Below are 19,071 nucleotides of genomic sequence, written 5' to 3'. Positions count from 1 at the left end.
TCAATCAGGCTTTGAACAGGTTCCTGAACTGGGATGGCTGGCAGCGGAGATATTGAGGCGCGGGCTTGACCTGAGCGCCGAGTTCCGCTGCCGCATGCCAGGACCAGCGCGGATCGTAGAGCACGGCACGCGCCAGCGCGACGATGTCGGCATCGCCTGTCGCGACGATCGCTTCCGCCTGAACCGGCTCCGTGATGAGCCCGACCGCCACGACCGGCATTTTGACCGCGGCCTTAACGGCACGAGCCAATGGAACCTGGTAGCTTGGGCCAAGCGGGATCTTCTGTTCGGGATGCAGGCCGCCGCTCGATACGTGGATCGCATCGCAACCCCTCTCATCCAGCATCTGGGCAAAAGCGACGGTCTGGTCGATGTCGAGACCGCCCTCGACCCAGTCGGTTGCGGAAACACGCACCGTCACCGCCTTGTCGGATGGGAATGCCTGACGCACCGCATCGAAGACTTCAAGCGGGAAACGGGCGCGATTTTCGAGGGAACCGCCGTATTCGTCGGTCCGCTGATTGGACAGCGGCGACAGGAACTGGTGGAGCAGGTAGCCATGCGCGGCATGGATCTGGATCGCATCAAGACCGATCCGGGCCGCGCGCACGGCGGAAGCCGCAAAGGCGTCGCGCACACGCTTCAGCCCTTGTTTGTCGAGAGCGACCGGCGGAACGTATTTCGGGTTGAACGGGATCGCCGAAGCCGACTCGGTCTGCCAGCCATTCGGATGATCCGGGGCGATCTGGCCGCCGCCGGACCAGGGGCGATCGGTCGAAGCCTTGCGGCCGGCATGGGCAAGCTGAACCGAAATCGGCATGTCCGACCATTTGCGGATGCCTTCGAGTACCCGGGCCATCGCGGCCTCGGTCGCATCGTTGTAAAGCCCGACATCCGCATAGGTAATACGGCCTTCCGGCACGACACCGGTCGCCTCGATCGTCAACAATGCTGCACCCGACAATGCAAGCTGACCGAGATGGATCAGATGCCAGTCGGTCATGCATCCGTCTTCTGCCGAATATTGGCACATGGGCGCGATAACGATGCGATTTTCGAGTTCGAGGTTGCGGACGCGGAAGGGCGTGAAGAGAACGGGCTGGGCCATGGCTGATTCCTTTGTGCGATCGATGGCACTCGAGGTGGGAGGAGGTTTGCGCCGGAGATCGGTTCCGGCTTTTTTGGCAAATCATGCCTGCCGCTTCAAGTCACACTGAGGGGAGGCGTGCCCGGCCTCCGCCCTTACACCGTTTCTTGAACAACATAAGGTGCTGCGACGCTGTCGGATCGTCTTTCGGCATGCAAGCGGGCCGCGTGCCGGACGATCCGGCTGCACGTCGACGGCCACGCCCTTGATGCAAATCAAAGCGTCGCTGTTTGCCGTATGTCAGCAGATCATGGTCAGCAATCCATCAACCAGCACCGCGCTCCCGCGTTGCGAGGCCAAAGACCATGAATCACGTCTCAGAAACCATCTGGTTGGCGATAGGCACGTTCCTTGCCCTGCTTGGAGCAGCCTATGCCCATGATAGTCTGTTTGCCGCCCACATGTGGGTCCTGTTCTTCGTGCTGCTCGTCAGCACGATCCTCATGCTCCGCCGGATTTCGTTTGCTCCGGCAGGACAGAGACCGGCTGCAGCGATAAAATCCGAATATTTCGACGAAGTCATCAAATACGGCACCATTGCTACAGTCTTATGGGGCGTTGTCGGCTTCCTGGTCGGCGTCGTCATCGCTCTGCAGCTTGCCTTTCCGGATCTCAATATCGAGCCCTGGTTCAATTTCGGCCGCATGCGCCCGCTGCATACCTCGGCGGTCATCTTCGCCTTCGGCGGCAATGCGCTGATCGCAACCTCTTTTTATGTGGTGCAACGCACCTCGCGCGCCCGGCTCTTCGGCGGCGACCTGGCCTGGTTCGTCTTCTGGGGTTATCAGCTCTTCATCGTCATGGCGGCGACCGGCTATCTGCTCGGGATCACCCAGAGCCGCGAATATGCGGAGCCTGAATGGTATGTCGACCTTTGGCTGACTATCGTCTGGGTCGCTTATCTGGTGGTTTTCCTCGGCACGATTCTCATGCGCAAGGAGCCGCATATCTATGTGGCAAACTGGTTCTATCTCGCCTTCATCGTCACCATCGCCATGCTGCATGTGGTGAACAACCTGGCCATTCCGGTTTCCTTCCTCGGCGTCAAAAGCTATTCGGCCTTTTCGGGTGTCCAGGATGCACTGACACAGTGGTGGTACGGCCACAACGCCGTCGGCTTCTTCCTGACCGCCGGCTTCCTCGGCATGATGTACTATTTCGTGCCGAAACAGGCTGGACGGCCCGTCTATTCCTACCGTCTGTCGATCATCCACTTCTGGGCTCTGATCTTCATGTATATCTGGGCCGGTCCGCACCACCTGCACTACACCGCGCTTCCCGACTGGGCACAGACGCTTGGCATGGTGTTCTCGATCATGCTGTGGATGCCCTCCTGGGGCGGCATGATCAACGGCCTGATGACGCTCTCGGGCGCCTGGGACAAGATCCGCACCGACCCGATCATCCGCATGATGGTCATCGCCATCGCCTTCTACGGCATGTCGACCTTCGAAGGCCCGATGATGTCGGTCAAGGCCGTCAACTCGCTCAGCCACTACACGGACTGGACGATCGGACACGTGCATTCCGGCGCGCTTGGCTGGGTCGGCATGATCACCTTCGGTGCAGTCTATTACCTTACACCGAAGCTCTGGAACCGTAACCGGCTTTACAGCCTCGACCTCGTCAACTGGCATTTCTGGCTCGCCACGCTCGGCATCGTCGTCTACGCCGCCGTCATGTGGGTTGCCGGTGTGCAGCAGGGTCTGATGTGGCGCGAATACGACGATCAGGGCTTCCTGGTCTATTCGTTCGCCGAAACGGTGGCGGCCATGTTCCCCTACTACGTGCTGCGTGCCGTAGGTGGTGTCATGTATCTCGCCGGCGGGCTCATCATGGCCTTCAACATCACCATGACCATCCTCGGTTACGAGCGGCTCGAACGGGAAACCGGTGCGGCACCCGCCCTCCAGCCGGCGGAATAAGGAGGACCCATGTCCATTATCGATAAACACAAGTTCATCGAGCGCAATGCGACATTGCTGCTCGTTGGCTCGCTGCTCGTCGTATCAGTCGGCGGCATCGTGGAAATCGCCCCGCTCTTCTACCTTGAGAACACGATCGAAAAGGTGGAAGGCATGCGGCCCTACTCGCCACTGGAGCTCGCTGGCCGCGACATCTATATCCGCGAGGGCTGTTACGTCTGTCACAGCCAGATGATCCGCCCCTTCCGGGACGAGGTCGAGCGTTATGGCCATTACAGCCTGGCGGCGGAATCGATGTACGATCATCCATTCCAGTGGGGCTCGAAGCGCACCGGCCCGGACCTTGCCCGCGTCGGCGACCGCTACTCCAACGAATGGCACGTGCAGCACCTGACCGAACCGCGCGACGTGGTCCCGGAATCGGTGATGCCGAGCTATGCCTTCCTCAAGCAGACTCCGCTCAAGGTGACCGACGTCTCCATGGAACTCAAGGCCAATCGCACGGTCGGCGTTCCCTATACGGACGAGATGATCGACAACGCCAAGGCGGATCTGGCGGCGCAGGCCGACCCGAATGCCGACACTTCGGCGTTGCTTGCCCGTTATCCGAAGGCCAAAATCGGGGATTTCGATGGCGACCCCACCAACCTGACGGAGATGGACGCACTCGTCGCCTATCTGCAGATGCTCGGCACCCTGGTCGACTTCTCGACCTACGATGACGCAGCCGGCTACCGATAGGAGAAGAGAGATGGAACTCTACACGGCCATGCGTCACTTCGCCGATAGCTGGGGTCTGCTCGCCATGACCCTCTTCTTCATCGGCGTTCTCGTCTTCACATTTCGCCCTGGTGCAAAAGCCTCCGCAAACGAGGCCGCCCAGATCCCTCTGAAGGAGGATTGAAACATGGCGGACAAACATATCGATGATCTGAGCGGCGTCGAGACCACCGGCCACGAATGGGACGGTATTCGCGAACTCAACAATCCGCTGCCGCGCTGGTGGCTCTGGACCTTCTACGGAACGATCCTCTGGGCCCTTGTCTATACCGTGCTTTATCCGGCGTGGCCGATGCTGACCGATGCGACCAGTGGCGTACTCGGCTATTCAAGCCGTGCCGAGCTGGCGGCGGACGTCGGCGCGGCGAAGGCCGCACAGGGCGTTGTGCTGGAGAAAATCTCAAGTTCGTCGCTCGAAGATATCCTCGCCGATCCGCAGCTCTCGCAGTTTGCGACGGCGGGTGGTGCGGCGGCCTTCCGCGTCAACTGCACGCCTTGCCACGGCACGGGTGCTGCCGGCGGCCAGGGCTATCCCAACCTCAACGACGATGAATGGTTGTGGGGTGGCGATGTCAATGCCATCTACCAGACGATTTCCCATGGTATCCGCGACACTGTCGATCCCGAAACCCGGATCTCCGAAATGCCGGCGTTCGGCGACATGTTGCAGCCTGAGGAAATCCGTCAGGTCGCCACTTATGTCATCAGCCTCACCAGCGTGCCGCAAGATCCTTCGCTTGCCGAAGCAGGCAAGCAGGTTTTCATCGACAATTGCGCCTCGTGCCACGGCGAGAACGCGGAAGGCAATCGCGATCTCGGTGCTCCCAACCTTGCAGACGCCATCTGGCTGAAGGCAAGCACCGAGGCGGAGATCGCCAATCAGGTGCGCTCTCCGAAGCACGGCGTGATGCCGGCCTGGACCGGTCGCCTCGGAGATACGGCCGTCAAGCAGCTCGCTGTCTATATCCATTCGCTGGGTGGCGGGGAATAAATTCTGCCTCAGCCAAGGTTGATTCAGATTGTCAGAAGGCCGCGCCGAAACCATCGTCGCGGCCCTCTTCTGTTTCAGTCAATCCCTGGTCCAGATCGAAGAGTCGATCTTGCCCTTGAGTTCCGGGTAATCCGCCGCATGGAAAACCGGTACCGTGCCGGCTTTCCGTTGATCGAAATAGTCCTGGGTGAGCTTCACTACCGTTCCGGAGAGCAAGAGGATGGCGATAAGGTTGATCGTTGCCATCAGGCCCATCGATGCGTCTGCCGCATCGAAGACCGTCGTGACACTTTCATAGGCGCCCCAAATGACCATTGCCAACACCGCCGACCGCATGATCGCAAGCCCCATCCTGTTGCCGGCCCCGAGGAAAGTCAACGCGTTCTCGGCATAGGAATAGTTGCCGATGATCGAGGTGAAAGCGAAGAAGAAGATGGCGATGGCGATGAAATAGGTCCCGAAGGCTCCGATGTGCGCGTTCATCGCGGCCTGGGTAAGTTGCGTGCCGGTGACGCCGCTACCGGGAACGAGCGTGCCGGAAAGCAGGATCATCACCGAAGTCGCCGTGCAGATGAGGATCGTGTCGATGAACACGCCGAGCGCCTGCACGAAACCCTGCGAGGAGGGGTGGTGCGGATCGGGAGTGGCGACAGCCGCAATATTGGGGGCTGACCCCATGCCGGCCTCGTTGGAGAAGAGGCCCCGTTTGACCCCGTTCATCATCGCGGCCATGATGCCGCCGGTGACACCGCCTCCTGCCTCCTGCCAGCCGAAAGCGCTACCAACGATCGTGCCGACGACGCCCGGAACGAGGTTCGCGTGGGTGATCAGCACATAGATTGCCATCAGCAGGTAAGCGATCGCCATGAATGGAACGATGACTTCGGCGACGCGGGCGATCTGCCTGATACCGCCGAAGATCACGACGCCCGAAAGAATGGCCAGACCGATGCCGACGCCGACCTTCGGCAGGCCGAAAGCGCCCTGCATGGCATCGGCAATGGAATTGGCCTGGACGGCATTGAAGACCAGGCCGAAGGACAGGATCAAGCAGATGGAGAAAATCACCCCGGCCCAGGGAGCCCCTAGTCCGCGCGCGATATAGAACGCCGGCCCGCCGCGATACATGCCCTCTTCGTTCTTGACCTTATAGAGCTGGGCAAGGGCGCTTTCGGAATAGGCTGTCGCCATCCCTACAAGGGCGACCATCCACATCCAGAAGGTGGCGCCAGGCCCCCCAAGGTAAAGGGCCACGGCAACGCCGGCAAGATTTCCGGTGCCGACACGTGAGGCGAGGCTGACGGTCAAAGCCTGGAAAGGGCTGATCCCGGCCTTGTCTTCGCTCTGGCTCCTTCCCAGAACCCGGAACATCTCCCCGAAATGCAGAATCTGGATGAGCTTCAGCCGGATGGTGAAATAGAGGCCAACGGCGAGAAGCCCATAGATAAGGACATAACCCCAGAAGACCGTGTTGAGAAATCCAATTACGGCAGTCATTTCTTCCCCTCTCACTGCATTTCCAGTTCTCTGGAACAAAAAATGAGAGTAGGGCGGCCGCCTGAAATGGGAAGCACCTCGCTGCAGTTCAATCGGCAGCTATGTATCGGAACGTCATTCCAGCAATGATGGCAAGGCGAAGCTGTTTTGTCGCATCCGGTGCCTGCGGCGAGGCGGCGCATCGTTGACATAAGTCAAGGAGACTGGCGGCCGTCGGTGCGAGAAGGCAAGGGACAAAGGATCCTTCTCATGAATCTCTACACCTCGCCTTCTTCCGAACCCGCCGGCCAGATGGTTGAACGCATTGACGTCAAGTCGGCGCATCCGCCCAAGAAAGCCGGTGAACCGCTTTATGAGAAACGCAAGAAGATTTTCCCCAAGCGAGCCGAGGGACAGTTCCGTCGCTTCAAATGGCTGGTGATGCTCGTCACGCTTGGCATCTATTATCTGACGCCCTGGATCCGGTGGGATCGTGGCCCGTTCGCGCCCGACCAAGCGGTTCTGGTGGACCTTGCCACCCGCCGATTCTATTTCTTCTTCATCGAAATCTGGCCGCAGGAATTCTTCTTCGTCGCGGGCCTCCTGGTCATGGCGGGTTTCGGCCTGTTCCTCGTGACATCCGCCGTCGGGCGAGCCTGGTGCGGCTACACCTGTCCCCAGACGGTCTGGGTCGATCTCTTCCTCGCCGTCGAACGCTTCTTCGAGGGGGACCGGAACGCACGCATGAAGCTCGATGCGGCGCCATGGACCTTCGACAAGATCGGGAAGCGTGTCGCGAAGCATTCCACCTGGATCATCATTGCCGTCGCGACCGGCGGCGCCTGGATTTTCTATTTCGCCGATGCGCCTTCCCTCGCCTTCGATTTCATCACGGGCAATGCGGCCCCTGTCGCCTATTCCACCGTCGCCATCCTGACGGCCACGACCTACGTCCTCGGCGGGCTGATGCGCGAGCAGGTCTGCATCTACATGTGTCCCTGGCCACGCATCCAGGCCGCGATGCTCGATGAGAACTCGCTCGTCGTGACCTACAACGACTGGCGCGGTGAACCGCGCACCCGGGGCGCCAAGAAAGCCGCAGCCGCGGGCCTCCCGGTCGGTGATTGCGTCGATTGCAACGCCTGCGTCGCCGTCTGTCCCATGGGCATCGACATCCGCGACGGGCAGCAGCTTGCCTGTATCACCTGTGCGCTCTGTATCGACGCTTGCGACAGCGTCATGGACAAGATCGGCAAGCCGCATGGTCTGATCGCCTATGCGACCCTCAACGAATATGAGGCGAACATGGCACTTGCGACAGGTGGCGGCATGACGACCATCGACCCGACTCGCGTGCGCAACCCGGACGGATCCTTTATCGACAAGGTCCGTCATTTCGACTGGAAGATCATCCTCCGCCCGCGAACCCTGCTTTATTTCGGCGTCTGGACTGCGGTCGGGCTTGGTCTCATCTACGCGCTCCTTTCGCGCGATCGACTGGAGATCAATGTCCTTCATGACCGCAATCCGCAATTCGTGCTGGAATCCGATGGTTCGATCCGTAACGGCTATACGGTCAGACTGCTCAACATGATTCCCGAGCCGCGCACGATCCTGATCTCGATGGATGGGCTGCCGGAGGCAACCATGAAGATCACCGGGGTCTCCGACGTGCCCGGCCGCCTCTTTGCCGTGCAGGCAGAACCGGACAAGGCATTGGCGCTCAAGGTCTTCGTGACGCTTCCAAAGGATGCGATCTCCGACGAGGCCAAGGATTTTCACTTCATAGCCGAAGATCGGTCCAGCCACGAAAAGGACGTTCACGGAGCAGTCTTCAACGCTCCTGAAGGCAGACACCCGGGAGGACGGAAATGAGCATAACGCGCGTGAACACGAATCGGCAAAAATCCTTCATTTTCACCGGGTGGCATATGGCAGGCGTCATGGTGCTCTTCTTCGGCACCATCATCTCGGTGAATTTCTACATGGCGTATAATGCCATCACGAGCTGGAGCGGATTGGTAGCCCAAAACACCTATGTCGCCAGCCAGCAGTTCAACGGCAAGGCTGCCGAGGCGCGCGCGCTCTCAGCGACCGGTGTTACCGGTAAACTGAATGTCGCCGGCTCCGACATTCGTTATGAGGTTTTCCATCTGGAGGACGGACCGGTCGCAGCAGATAGCCTGATACTGCAGTTCAAGCGACCGGTCGGGGAGCATCAGGACTTCGAACTCGATCTTGCGCCTGGAACCAAGGGGGTTTTCACCGCCACGCATGAACTTCTTCCCGGCCAGTGGATCGTCGATGCCAGCGCCTTCAGGGACGGCAAGCGCATCCTGCATCAGGCAGAGCGCATTGCCGTTCTCCGGGGGCAATAATGAGTTGCTGCGCACCAGGCACCGAAGGCTCACTCGGGCGCTCTCTGCCGTCCTCGGACGAGCTTGTGCTGTCGAGCCGGGCGGTGGGCCCCGGGCTGCGTCAGACCGATCTCAGCGTGCCGCAGGTCCATTGCGGCGCCTGCATAACGACAATCGAAAAGGCGCTGAAGGCGCTTCCGGTAGTCGAGCGTGCCCGCGTCAATCTTTCCACGAAGCGCGTGTCCGTTGTCTGGAGAGAGAAGGTCGGAGCAGAGCTCACGGACCCGGTCACGCTTGTCAGGGCCATCATCGATGCGACAGGCTACGATGCCCACCTCTTCTCGAATGCTGAGGATACGGGCGGCAGGCTGCAGCGCGAGTTCATTCGTGCCGTTGCCGTCTCTGGTTTTGCTGCGGCCAATATCATGCTGCTCTCCGTCTCCGTCTGGTCCGGTGCCGATGCCGCCACCCGAGATCTCTTTCACTGGATCTCGGCCATGATCGCAGCACCCGCACTGATCTATGGCGGCCGCTTCTTCTATCAGTCGGCCTGGCAGGCGCTCCGGCGCGGCCGCACCAACATGGATGTGCCGATCGCGCTCGCCATCACGCTTTCCTACGCGGTATCCCTCTGGGAAACGATGCATCATGGAGAACACGCCTGGTTCGACGCAACGGTATCGCTGCTCTTCTTCCTGCTGATCGGCCGTGCGCTGGACCACATCATGCGCGACCGGGCCCGCGCCGCGATCAGCGGGCTTGCAAGGCTCTCGCCGCGCGGCGCCATGGTCATCGGCACAGACGGTTCACGGGAATATCGGGCAATCGAGGAGATCACACCGGGCGACCGCATCGCGATTGCCGTGGGTGAACGCGTTCCAGTCGACGGGATCGTCGAAAGCGGCGCAAGCGACATGGATGTTTCGATCGTCAATGGCGAAAGTGCTCCCCGGCCGCTCAAGGCAGGCGACACGGTCCAGGCCGGTACACTCAGCCTCACCGGCATGCTCGTGCTGAAAGCGACGGCGGCAGCCAGGGATTCTTTCCTCTCCGAGATCATCGCGCTGATGGAAGCAGCCGAAGGCGGCCGGGCCCGCTATCGCCGCATTGCCGATCGCGCCGCGCAATACTATTCGCCCGCGGTTCATCTTCTGGCGCTTGCAGCTTTCCTTTTCTGGGGCTTCATCGGCGGGGACTGGAAACAGGCGATGCTGATCGCCATCGCGGTACTCATCATCACCTGCCCTTGCGCGCTCGGCCTCGCCGTACCCGTGGTGCAGGTCGTAGCGGCCGGGCGGCTGTTCAAGAACGGCATCATGGTCAAGGACGGTTCCGCCATGGAACGGTTGGCCGAGATCGATTCCGTGCTCTTCGACAAGACCGGTACACTCACCCTCGGCAGGCCGAAGCTGGTCGATGCAGGCAAAGCAGCACCACACCATCTGGCACTGGCCGCCAGCCTTGCGGCGCATTCGCGCCACCCTCTCTCCAAGGCACTCTATGATATCGCCTCCGGTCCCATGCCGGTTTTTAATGAAGTTGTCGAGTTGCCGGGCAAAGGTCTGGAAGCCCGCACGGTCAATGGAATCTACCGATTGGGCAATCGCCGCTTCGCCTGCGCGACAGCAAGTTTCGACCCTTCGGCGGATTCGACGCTCGAAGTCGTGCTGTCGCATAATGGAGAAGAACTCGCCTGCTTCCGTTTCGAAGACGAGCTACGCCCCGATGCCCGGGCCGTCATCGACGATCTTTCGGCTCAAGGTCTGGCGAGTGGTATTCTCTCGGGTGATCGCACGAGCGCCGTCCGCGGCCTGGCATCGCGCCTCGGCGTCGATCACTGGCGGGGGGAGCTTACTCCGAAGGACAAGGCGGAATTCTGCCGTTCGCTGACGGAAAAGGGACACAAGGTGCTCATGGTCGGCGACGGCATCAACGACGCGCCGGCCCTAGCTGCCGCGCATGTCTCCATCGCACCGGCTACGGCCGCCGATATCGGACGGCAGACGGCCGACTTCGTCTTCATGCACGAGAGTCTTGATGCGGTGCCGCTGTCGATCGACATCTCGCGGCGCGCAGGCCGACTGATCCGCCAGAACTTTGCGCTTGCCATCGGCTACAACATCATCGCCGTGCCGATCGCGCTTGCCGGATATGCGACGCCGCTGATCGCCGCAATCGCCATGTCGACTTCGTCCATCATCGTCGTCGCCAATGCACTGCGGCTTAACCGGCTTGGCAGCGCGCAAAAGACGGCGTCTGCCGGAGCCGAAGCCAATCCGGCACATCCCGGGGAGGCTCGGCTCGCATGAACATGCTGATCTATCTCATTCCCATTGCGCTCTTTCTCGGAGGTCTGGGGCTTTTTGCTTTCCTCTGGTCGCTGAAGAGCGGTCAATACGAGGACCTTGATGGAGCAGCCTGGCGGATCCTTGAAGAGGATCCCCCGGAATGAGCCCGTCACCTCTCACCGGCGCCCCCCGAGTTATCCTCGGCGTTCAAGGGGCCTGAAACCCTGAATCTGATCGTGATTAGGCTTAGTCCAGAAGCTCCCGGAGCCGCACTGCAAGCTCCCGTGCCGTGTAGGGCTTCTTCAGCCAGCTTCCCGATTGGGCAAGCTCGCGTCCGGCGATCGCCGGCTCGGCATAACCCGACGTGAACAGCACCCTGATATTCGGACGCCTTGTCCGGACCTCCGCCGCCAGTTCGTCGCCGGTCATGCCACCCGGCATGACGATGTCGGTAAACAGCAGCGCGATATCGTCGTTCTGGGCGAGCCGGTCGAGCGCCTCCACGCCGTTCGAGGCTTCGATGATGCTATAGCCGAAGTCCGTCAGGCGCGAGACCGCCACGCGCCGCACCCTGGGATCGTCCTCAACGACGAGGATCTTCTCCGTTCCGCCGGGAATTTCGGCGACCTTACGGGAACCGTCATCCTGCAGTCCCATGCCTGCGTTCGCTCTTTGCGTTGCCGGCAGGAAAATCCTGACGCTGGTGCCCTGCCCCGGCTCGCTGTAAAGCTGGATATTGCCGCCGGACTGCTTGGCGAACCCATAGACCATGGAAAGGCCAAGACCGGTTCCGGAACCGACACCCTTGGTGGTGAAGAACGGTTCGAAGGCCTTTTCCTTCACCTCCGGCGTCATTCCCGTGCCCGTGTCCGTGACCGAGATCAGCACATAATCGCCGGTGCGCACATGCGGATACATCTGGGCATAATCGACGTCCAGCTTGACCCTTGAGATGTCGATCGTCAGCTTGCCGCCGCGCGGCATGGCATCGCGGGCATTGAGGGCAAGGTTGAGAAGCGCGTTCTGGAACTGCGACGCATCGACGAGGGCCTCGTTGGAGGTGCCGTTCACGATCGTCCGAAGTTCGATGGTTTCCCCGAGCGTCCGCCGCAAGAGATTTGCAAATCCGGAGACCAGGCCACCGACATCCACCAGTTCCGGATTGAGCGGTTGGCGACGCCCGAAGGCCAGAAGCTGGCCGGTCAGCTTGGCGCCGTCCTCGGCGGCATCCTGCGCCTCGTGCAGCAGAGCCAGCAGCTTCTCATCCGAGAGCCTGTTCTCGATCATTTCGAGATTGCCGCCAATGACGGTCAGCAGATTATTGAAGTCGTGCGCCAGCCCGCCGGTGAGTTGGCCGATCGCCTCCATCTTCTGCGACTGCCTCAGTTCTTCCTCGATCTTGTGGCGGCTCGTGAGGTCGCGGATGAAGCCAGTGAAGATGCGCTTGCCATTGGTGATCGCCTCGCCCACCGCAAGCTCCATGGGAAAGACGGAACCGTCTTTCCGCTGTCCTATGACGACGCGGCCATAACCGATGATGCGGCGCTCGCCTGTCCGAATATACCGGGCAAGATAGTTGTCGTGCACCTCTTTGGCTGACGCTGGCATCAGCAGGTTAACGGAGCGCCCGACAACTTCATTCGCTGAATATCCGAACAGCCGCTCCGCCGCAGCGCTGAAAGACGTGATGATACCGGTTTCGTCAATGACGACCATCGCCTCAGGAACCGTATCCAGGATCGACCGCAGATGCGCCTCCCGTCCGGCAAGATCGTTCTGGACCCTTTTCATATCCGTGATGTCGTTGTTCGTCTGGATGATGATCGCTGCTCCATCGCGCGCCGAATTGACGGCCACCCACCGGGTTGCCACGAATATTGGATGACCGTCCTTATGGTGGTGAACGACCTCTCCCTCCCATACATGGTGGGTTTGGATATGCCGGCGGATTTCATCGAGCGGAAGTGGAAATTGCGCTGCAAGCAAGTCGTAGACTACCTTGCCGATGGCTTCGCTCCTCTGCCAGCCATAAAGCTGCTCGCAGCCACCTGTCCATCGGCTGATGACACCATCCAACCCATGGACGATCAGATTTGCGTCATTGAGCACATTCGCGACTGCGTCAAAAAGATTCTCACTGGTCGCGACGATGGCCGTATTCCCGCTCATGGTGGATCCGTGATTGATGCTCGTCAGTGGCGCCGGCGATCCCCTTGAACCATCAGGTCACGATGCATTTCCGGACATTCGCTGTCATCGCCGGCGAGTTGGGCAAGCATTCCGGGCTTTTCGATCTTGATGAAATGGCGGGCAGCGGGATTCACGACATTGACGACCCCCTTGCCGATGAGCTTGGTGATGGTGCGGGACACCGTCTCGATCGTGAGACCCAGATAGTCGGCCATGTCCTGGCGCGTCATCGGCAGTTCGAGAGTAGTGTCGCGATTGCCCGCGGCTATTGTGCGCTGCAGGAGCTTGAGGAGAAAAGTGCAAAGCCGCTCTTCTGCCGTCTTGCTCGACAGAAGCACCAATTGATCCTGTACCGCAGCCATCTCGTCACAGACACGAGAGAAAACCTCGGGGCGCAAGTCATCCGAATCCGCGACTGCCTCATCAAAAGTTTTGCGGGCGATCCGACGGATTTTGGTCGGAGTGATCGCTTCGGCGCTGTAGAGATACCGTTCCTTCAGGGAAACACCGACAATGTCACCCGCGTAGAGGAAGCCTGTGATGACCCGTCGGCCGTCCGACAGAATCCGAAAGATCCGGAGCGTACCTTCGACAACTTCGAAAACGTGTTTCGCTTCGTCACCTTCGAAGAAAAGCGACTGGCCTACCGCCAGATGTTCGATCGGCTGCCTGGAAAAGAGCCCATGCAGGCTTTCGGCCTCCTTGAAGAGAGCTGCCTTCGCCACCTGGTGAGCATTCGCATAGCTGCTGAGAAACACTGTTTTCGCCTCCGTTCTTTCTACGGAGGATTTGACCTTTTCAAGTAACACGCGGATGCGAGGCGTGTGAAAAATGGTTCGATTTGGTAACAGTCTGTAACAAACGGGTCTACGAAACCGGCGGGATCACACGTGGCCGGCAATGGGCTTCGGCAGATAATCCTGCCGGGCAGAGTATCTTATCTATTCCGGCCTCATCCACCTCATTCCAAGCCTGAAGGCCAAACCGTATCTCGCCGAAAGCTGCGCGGCCTGATCAGCCTCGATAACTGAGGTTCACCGCTGGCCGGATGTGCCGGCCTCGCGCTTCCACGGATAGCGCATTACAGCCCAGAAGGGTGGAGCCTTCGTGAAACGGAGCACTCTTTCCTGACGCAATGCCGTGGCTAATCGGGGATCAGCAGACATTGGCGATCTGCCGTCGAAAGGCCCGCAAGGGCGAGATCGCGGATTTCAGCAGCAACCCTTCCCTGCAACGGGACAGGACCTGCCGGCAATCCCCGTGCCGCTGGCCTGCCGACGGCAACGGGAAGCAGGGCGAGCTCTTCGCAGGTGCCGTCATCCGCCAAGGTCAGCCGGATCGCGGCGCTGCGCCAGACGTCGACGCCTTTTTCGTCATAGGTTGCGGAGCGGCGGGTGTGAAAGACGAAATTGCCGAGGCCGGGGATGATCGCCTTGCCGCGATGGAAAGTGACCGGCTGCATGACAGGCGCTCCCGTGCCGAGGATCACGTCCGCACCGTCTTCGATCAGGCCCCGGCAGAGATCGGTGAACCAGTCCGGCGTTTTCTTCCAATCCGAATCCCAGTGATGGCCGTGGATCGCCACCGCCACGAGATGCCCGGCAGCCTTGGCGGTGTTCATGCCTGAAACAAGCCGCTGCATATCGTCTTCGTCGGCCGACCAGAGAGCGGCAATCGCCTGGCCCGAAACAACAGACATGCCGAAAACTTCGAGGTCCGTACCTCTCCAGGTTTCATAACCGACAGCGGCGCGGGCGGCGGCGCGCTTGTCGTCCCCAAGTGTCCCGACGATCTGCCGTAGCGTTTCAAACTCCGTCGGTGGCACGCTGACGGTGCGTTTCATCCGAAGCCGCGCGATGCCGGCGCGATCGGCCGCTGCATAATTGATATCCGGCTGCGGGCCGAGATCGACGGAGAAGATCGCCAGCGACTTCCCTTGCTTCGGCACGATGGCCGCTGCAGTGGCCTCGTCGATATTCGCTCCGCTGCCGGCGAGTTCCAGTCCAGCCTGCCCCGCCATAGCCCGCGTCGCGGCGATGCCCGGCGGGCCGAGATCGAAGGCGTGGTTGTTGGCATGCGTCAACGCATGAAAGCCAAGTTCTCGCACGGAGGTGAGCGCGTCCGGCGACGCGAGATGCAATGTCTTCGTCTTGGTCGGCCAGGCGCCTGACGTCTCGACCGTCGCCTCCAGATTGGCAAAGGTGGCGTCCGCCTTCAGGAAGTCCCTGACCTTGCGCTGCCCCTCGCCCGTGAGATCGAGCCGACCGTGGATGAGGATTTGGCCGGTGACGGCAATGGTAATCGACATGGCTACTTCGCGAAGGGTTTCAGCGCCATCATCGCCTCACCGCGGACGATCGGCAAGCGGATCGCCGATGGCCGCGCGGCGTCACAAAATACGGAATTGCGAGCGATCTGCGTTGTGCGGCCCCGGCCTTCCGGCGCGTAGGTATTCGGGTTGACATCGTATTTCGGGAAATTGGACGAGGAAATGTCGAGCCGGATGCGATGGCCCTTGGCGAAAAGATTAGCCGTCGCGAAAGGCTCTATCGTCACCTTGAAAACCTCGCCCGCGACGATCGCCTCCGGTTTTTCCCAGGATTTTCGGTAGCGGCAGCGGATAATCCCGTCGGTGATGTTGAGCGCATAACCGGTCGGATAGTCCACGCTCGGTGGATAGACGTCGACAAGTTTCGCGGTGAAATCCGTATCCGGCGCATCCGAGGAGACGTATAGCTCGACGATGATCGGGCCGACGACGGCGACGTCCTCTGCCAAGACCTCGGTCTCGAAGGAGAGCACGTCGGCCCGGGCAGAAAGAGGCAGTCCTGGGTGCTTCGAGCCGTAGAACTTCTCGCCTTCGCGCTGGTCGAAGCCGCCACCCTCGAAGATCGGCTGGCCGCTGGTCAGAGAGCCCCCGATGGTCGGCACGGGATTCTTCGGATCGTAGTCATAGACGAAAGGCCCGGTATCGGCTTTCGGCTCGTCGGTAGAAAGCGAGCCATTCTGGTGAATGTAGAAATTGCGATATTCCGTTCCCGGCAGGGGCCAGTCGGCCGCTTCGATCCAGCGTCCGCCGTGATCCAGATGACCGTCCTCGTTGCGGATACCCGAGCCGCCGCCCATGACGAAGGTGCGCACTGCCGGTTCTTGCGACACGCCGTTTTCCACGCCCTTCAGCCATCGGTCGAACCAATTACGGCGGAAGGCGAGCCAGCTTTCGACAACATTTCCTCCAAGCGGCGCGGCCGCACCGAAGGAGGTGTCACCAGCGAAGGTCGTGTTGCGGTTGCCGTGCAGCCACGGCCCCATGATGAGCTGAAGCGGCCTGCTCTTCTTGCCGGAAAGGCCGCGAAAATTGTCGAGCGTCGATCTGACATAAGCGTCGTACCAGCTCGACATCAGGACGATCGGCACCTCGGGGAAGGTATCGTAGAAGCCTTCCATATAGAGGCCGACACGGCGCCAGCTCTCATCGAACGTGCCGTTGCGCCACTGGTCAAGCAGATAGCTTTCATATTCCGGCATCCAGCGGACCGGAGAAACGCCTTCGCTCCAGGGCATGACGCTGAACCAGGCCTTGATATCTTCTGCTTCGATGGCGGCACGAGCCAACTCGTCGCCCTCGCCGATTGCCTGATTATAGGCCCATGTCGCCTGCTTGAGTTCGAAGGCGCCGCCCTGGCGGATGCCGCACTGATAGGCATTCGAAAAGCCGCCTGAGTCCATCACCATACAGGCAAGGCCAGGCGGGTTGAGGCAGGCGAGCGCGGCTTGCGTATGCGCTGCATAGGAAAGCCCCATCGTGCCGAACCGGCCGTTCGACCAAGGCTGCTCGACCAACCAGCGGGCGGTATCGTAACCATCGGCGGCTTCGGAGACATATTTGCTGAATTCGCCTTCGGAATTATAGCGGCCGCGGCAATCCTGATAAACGACGGTGTAACCGGCGCGGACGAAATAGGAGGCAACCTCGTGGCGCTTCATCGGCGTGGACATGCCCACTTCGATCTCGGATCGGGAGCGTTCCGTCTTGCCGTAAGGGGTGCGTTCCAGGATCGCCGGCAGCCGGGCCTCGATCACTTTGCCGTCCTTGGCCGGCTGGTAGATGTCGGTTGCAAGCCTGATACCGTCTCGCATCGTCACCATCACATCGCCTTCGACGACCACGTCGTCGGCTATCACCTCGCGGCGCGATGCCGTCAGGGTATCCATGTCCGTATCCTCAAAAATTGGCAGGAAAGACCCGAACCGGCTCGCCACATCCAGACGCCGGTCCGGGAATGCCGCGCGCCGGGAGAACCGGCACGACGGCTTATCACTTGCATTGCGGCTTACTCGGCGAGCCCCGCGAGCGTCGCGCTCGTGTCTTCCGTCATGTTGGCAATGTAGGAGAGATTCGCCTTGCCGGCCCAGTGGACCTTTTGCCAGTAGAGCGGAATGACCGGGACATCGGCAAAGACGGCCTTAGTCGCCTTCTGCAGCAATTCCACGCGTTTCTTCGCATCGAACTCGGCAGTTGCCGTGCGCATCATCTCATCGAAGGCCGGATTGCTGTATTTGACGCGATTGAACGAGCCGGTGCCGGCTTCCTTGTTCGCCGTCATCAGCAAGTTGCGCAGTCCCGTTGCAGATGTCGGCGTCGAGTTGCCGAGCGAGAAGATGAAGGCCGAAAATTCGCCTGCGGAGGCACCCTTGGTATAGACATTGTAGGGCTGCGCCACGACACCATTCACTTTGAGCCCGCCACGGGCGAACATCTGGCCGAGCGCCTGAGCGACCTCCGCATCGCCGGGGAAGCGGTCATTCGAGGTATGGATGGTGATGCCGAAACCGTCCTTGTAGCCCGCTTCCGCCAGCAGCTTCTTCGCATTGTCGGCATTGAATGCCGGTGCGGCAATCGAGGGATCATTGCCCGCGACGCCGGTGGGCACGAGCTGGCCTGCCGGTTCGGCAGAGCCGTCCAGGATGCGGTCGATGATGAGCTGACGGTTGATCAGTTCAGAGAGTGCGGTGCGGACCTTCACGTCCTTCAGCGGGTTCTTGTCGAGCGGTTTGCCATCCTTGTCGGTGATGAAGGGACTTTTGTCGCGGGCGCTGTCAAGCGCAAGGTAGATCATGCGGGCAGAGGCAATCGAAAAGACCTTGAGGCCGGAAATGCCTTCGATTGTCTTCACATCGCCCGGCGGCACGGCGTCGATCAGGTCGACAGCGCCGGAGCGAAGTGCCGCGACGCGCGACGCGTCGTTCGAGATGAACTTGATCGTGACATTGTCGAAATCCTGTTTCTTGCCCCAGAAATCGTCATTGCGGGTCAGAACCAGGTTGTCGCCCGGCGTCCAAGACTTAAACCTGTAGGCGCCCGTGCCGATCGCCGCCTTGCCGCTGTTGAAGTCCTCGATGGAAGCCCCCTCCGCGACCTTCTTCTCGACGATGTAGACGAAACCGATCTGTTCCATGAAGTCCGGCGTCGGCTTCTTGGTCTTGAACTCGATCGTCTGATTGTCCAGTGCCTTCATGCTGTCGATCGAGGCCACGTTGCCGGAAAACGGCGCCGGGCTGTTCGGAATGTCCTTGGCGCGGGTCAGCGAGAAGATTACGTCCTCGGCCGTCAGCGGGTTGCCGTCATGGAACTTGACGCCTTCGCGCAGCTTCACATGCCAGGTGAGAGGATCGACGTTCGTCCAGGAGACCGCCAGCGCCGGCTCGACGTTGATCGCCGCGTCCGTTTGCACCAGACGGTCAAAGATCTGCATGGCAATGTTCTGATTGTTGCCGGTGCGTGAGAACTGCGGGTCGATCGCCGACGGTTCGGTGGCGCTGCCGAGCACCAGGTCGGCGGCCTGCGCCGAGCTCAGTGCGATGACGGTGGCAGCAACCCCCGCCAGCAGGAATTTCATCGGTTTCATAAGTCTGT

Annotated in this window: 15 protein-coding genes; 8 read left to right on the top strand and 7 right to left on the bottom strand. The window is 60.5% G+C overall.

Annotation, left to right across the window (positions count from 1 at the left end):
* Window positions 1–4: 4 nt before the first annotated feature.
* Complete coding sequence (locus QEO92_RS24710; RefSeq protein WP_227704771.1) at window positions 5–1,108, bottom strand: NADH:flavin oxidoreductase/NADH oxidase; 1,104 nt, start codon at window positions 1,106–1,108, stop codon at window positions 5–7.
* Between the two features lie 344 nt (window positions 1,109–1,452).
* On the opposite strand from QEO92_RS24710, the gene ccoN reads away from it, so the two are divergent.
* From ccoN to ccoP, 4 genes are read left to right on the top strand one after another with little or no spacing between them, the layout of a single operon-like run.
* Window positions 1,453–3,072: a cytochrome-c oxidase, cbb3-type subunit I gene (ccoN, locus tag QEO92_RS24705; RefSeq protein WP_227704770.1), complete on the top strand. Its 1,620-nt coding sequence runs from the start codon at window positions 1,453–1,455 to the stop codon at window positions 3,070–3,072.
* Window positions 3,073–3,081: 9 nt separating this feature from the next.
* The gene (ccoO, locus tag QEO92_RS24700) at window positions 3,082–3,813 is read left to right on the top strand and encodes a cytochrome-c oxidase, cbb3-type subunit II (RefSeq protein ID WP_037152283.1); all 732 of its coding nucleotides are present in this window, start codon (window positions 3,082–3,084) and stop codon (window positions 3,811–3,813) included.
* 10 nt (window positions 3,814–3,823) lie between these two features.
* Window positions 3,824–3,976 carry a CcoQ/FixQ family Cbb3-type cytochrome c oxidase assembly chaperone gene (locus QEO92_RS24695; RefSeq protein ID WP_037152280.1) on the top strand — a complete coding sequence of 51 codons (153 nt, stop codon included), beginning with the start codon at window positions 3,824–3,826 and terminating at the stop codon, window positions 3,974–3,976.
* Window positions 3,977–3,979: 3 nt separating this feature from the next.
* Window positions 3,980–4,843: a cytochrome-c oxidase, cbb3-type subunit III gene (ccoP, locus tag QEO92_RS24690; RefSeq protein ID WP_037152277.1), complete on the top strand. Its 864-nt coding sequence runs from the start codon at window positions 3,980–3,982 to the stop codon at window positions 4,841–4,843.
* A gap of 78 nt (window positions 4,844–4,921) precedes the next feature.
* Here ccoP and QEO92_RS24685 read toward each other — a convergent pair whose 3' ends face one another.
* Window positions 4,922–6,340: an alanine/glycine:cation symporter family protein gene (locus tag QEO92_RS24685; RefSeq protein ID WP_227704769.1), complete on the bottom strand. Its 1,419-nt coding sequence runs from the start codon at window positions 6,338–6,340 to the stop codon at window positions 4,922–4,924.
* Between the two features lie 249 nt (window positions 6,341–6,589).
* Here QEO92_RS24685 and ccoG point away from each other — a divergent pair, with 249 nt between their 5' ends.
* Genes ccoG through ccoS form a run of 4 tightly spaced genes read left to right on the top strand, consistent with a single transcriptional unit; the run spans window position 6,590 to window position 11,128 of the window.
* Complete coding sequence (gene ccoG / locus QEO92_RS24680; protein WP_407721897.1) at window positions 6,590–8,194, top strand: cytochrome c oxidase accessory protein CcoG; 1,605 nt, start codon at window positions 6,590–6,592, stop codon at window positions 8,192–8,194.
* A complete protein-coding gene (locus QEO92_RS24675) occupies window positions 8,191–8,697 on the top strand; it encodes a FixH family protein (protein WP_227704768.1) in 507 nt (168 codons plus the stop codon). The genes ccoG and QEO92_RS24675 overlap by 4 nt, the downstream gene beginning before the upstream one ends.
* Window positions 8,697–10,985, top strand: coding sequence for a cation-translocating P-type ATPase (locus QEO92_RS24670; RefSeq protein WP_227704767.1), 2,289 nt, complete (start codon window positions 8,697–8,699; stop codon window positions 10,983–10,985). The genes QEO92_RS24675 and QEO92_RS24670 overlap by 1 nt, the downstream gene beginning before the upstream one ends.
* Window positions 10,982–11,128 (top strand): cbb3-type cytochrome oxidase assembly protein CcoS, encoded by a 147-nt coding sequence (ccoS, locus tag QEO92_RS24665; RefSeq protein ID WP_037152270.1) that lies wholly within the window; start codon window positions 10,982–10,984, stop codon window positions 11,126–11,128. The genes QEO92_RS24670 and ccoS overlap by 4 nt, the downstream gene beginning before the upstream one ends.
* A gap of 82 nt (window positions 11,129–11,210) precedes the next feature.
* Here ccoS and QEO92_RS24660 read toward each other — a convergent pair whose 3' ends face one another.
* From QEO92_RS24660 to QEO92_RS24640, 5 genes are all read right to left on the bottom strand, one after another.
* Window positions 11,211–13,133, bottom strand: a complete 1,923-nt coding sequence (locus tag QEO92_RS24660) for a hybrid sensor histidine kinase/response regulator (protein ID WP_227704766.1) — start codon at window positions 13,131–13,133, stop codon at window positions 11,211–11,213.
* A gap of 23 nt (window positions 13,134–13,156) precedes the next feature.
* Window positions 13,157–13,912, bottom strand: a complete 756-nt coding sequence (locus tag QEO92_RS24655; protein WP_037152267.1) for a helix-turn-helix domain-containing protein — start codon at window positions 13,910–13,912, stop codon at window positions 13,157–13,159.
* 386 nt (window positions 13,913–14,298) lie between these two features.
* Window positions 14,299–15,462 carry a CapA family protein gene (locus QEO92_RS24650; RefSeq protein ID WP_227704765.1) on the bottom strand — a complete coding sequence of 388 codons (1,164 nt, stop codon included), beginning with the start codon at window positions 15,460–15,462 and terminating at the stop codon, window positions 14,299–14,301.
* A 2-nt stretch (window positions 15,463–15,464) separates the two neighbouring features.
* The gene (locus QEO92_RS24645; protein ID WP_227704764.1) at window positions 15,465–17,369 is read right to left on the bottom strand and encodes a CocE/NonD family hydrolase; all 1,905 of its coding nucleotides are present in this window, start codon (window positions 17,367–17,369) and stop codon (window positions 15,465–15,467) included.
* A gap of 119 nt (window positions 17,370–17,488) precedes the next feature.
* The gene (locus tag QEO92_RS24640; protein WP_227704763.1) at window positions 17,489–19,063 is read right to left on the bottom strand and encodes an ABC transporter substrate-binding protein; all 1,575 of its coding nucleotides are present in this window, start codon (window positions 19,061–19,063) and stop codon (window positions 17,489–17,491) included.
* Between the last annotated feature and the right edge of the window lie 8 nt (window positions 19,064–19,071).

This window comes from Neorhizobium petrolearium (assembly GCF_029854435.1).
GTDB lineage: Bacteria > Pseudomonadota > Alphaproteobacteria > Rhizobiales > Rhizobiaceae > Neorhizobium > Neorhizobium petrolearium.
Note: the sequence above shows the minus strand (reverse complement) of the source record. Positions and strands in the feature narration are given on the sequence as shown.